Genomic DNA, 1,303 nt, shown 5'->3' on the forward strand with positions numbered 1-1,303 from the left:
TTGATATATTTCTGATTTTTGTTCAAGTGTGGGTTGATCCCAAAGGTTGAAAAAAATCGGTTCATGAGTAAAGCGTTGTGGTTCATGGTCTTGATGTCTGTCATAGAGAACGCTCCGCGTTGTTCTTTGGGAATGTTTAACCAGTGAGCTGCCTTGGCGAGATTGGTAGCGGTCAGTGCCATATTGAAGTGGAAGTCGAGTTTGTTCTCACTACGGGCCTGACAGTTTTCCAGTGTGGTATGTTGTTTGGCATCCCGATAGATGAACTCGATCTGGAAACGTAGGCGGTAATACTTCACTATGGTTGTTGCATTGAATGTTGTGTTGGTAGAAAAATACAGCTTATATTTTTTCCCACAAGGTACCCGTACCACCCTGATATTGCGTTCCAAGGCTACCGAATAGAGTACGGCAGTCATGGCCAGAGTCCCGTCTTCCAGTTCCACGGTTTGGAAATGGTCATCACGGATGTCTTTATGTATGACTTTACCATCATATTTTTTGGGCCTGCCCCTGCCGCTTTTTTTGGGGCCAAGGTAGAGGTCTCTGAGATTGGCATCGTCCCGCAGCCTACCCACAAAATGGAATCCTGCCCCACAAACAGTATCGATAAAGGTCTTCTTGGTGAACCAGGCATCGGCTACCACCACACGGGAGAGTCCGGATAAGCTATTGCTGGAGGTAGCGAAACAGTCCGCATAAAGTTCGGCCAGTGATTTATCACAAGACGCATCGGTTAGCGTCTGGCGGGCATCCAAGTGAAAACCGGTATGGTTGTCCACATCAATGGCGGCCATGCCCAGGAGTTCCAGTCCGCGTTTGACCCCTCCGGCCTGTCCTGACCAGAAATAGCCGAGCCCCGGGGTTTTCTTGCCTGATTTGGCAATGTAACTGGGATCGATGGCAATCACGTAATGTCCGCTGCCGTGCTGTTGGACCAGTTCTTTATTGAACCCAAGGAAATCGAAAGGCTTTTCGAATTGGATACGAAAACGCTGTTCACTATATTTGCTGTATCTTTCCAATTGTCGGAAGTTGATACGGCCCTTGATGGACAAGAACAGGGTGAAAGTCTCCACCATGAAACGCTGCCTGGAGGCGTTGATATTTTGCATATTAAACAATATGTTGACTATCTATGTTTTGTATAGGTTATAACCCTTGGTGACCATATCTTATAAACGTCTTGGAAAATACTATTAAAATACTGAAAACCAATTGTTTATTAAAATTTTCTCATCCCTTTTTATACACTTATTTCATTATAAATCAGAAACTTTTATCAAAGTGTAACACAGTATTG

General features: G+C 44.7%; 1 protein-coding gene. It reads right to left on the minus strand.

All coding sequences use genetic code 11. From position 1 onward, the window contains the following. On the minus strand, nucleotides 1–1,115 hold a 1,115-nt coding region (locus ED312_RS23505), incomplete at its 3' end, for a transposase (RefSeq protein ID WP_123218450.1). Between the last annotated feature and the right edge of the window lie 188 nt (nucleotides 1,116–1,303).

Origin of the sequence: Sinomicrobium pectinilyticum, from assembly GCF_003725735.1 — a bacterium.
GTDB classification, from domain to species: domain Bacteria; phylum Bacteroidota; class Bacteroidia; order Flavobacteriales; family Flavobacteriaceae; genus Sinomicrobium; species Sinomicrobium pectinilyticum.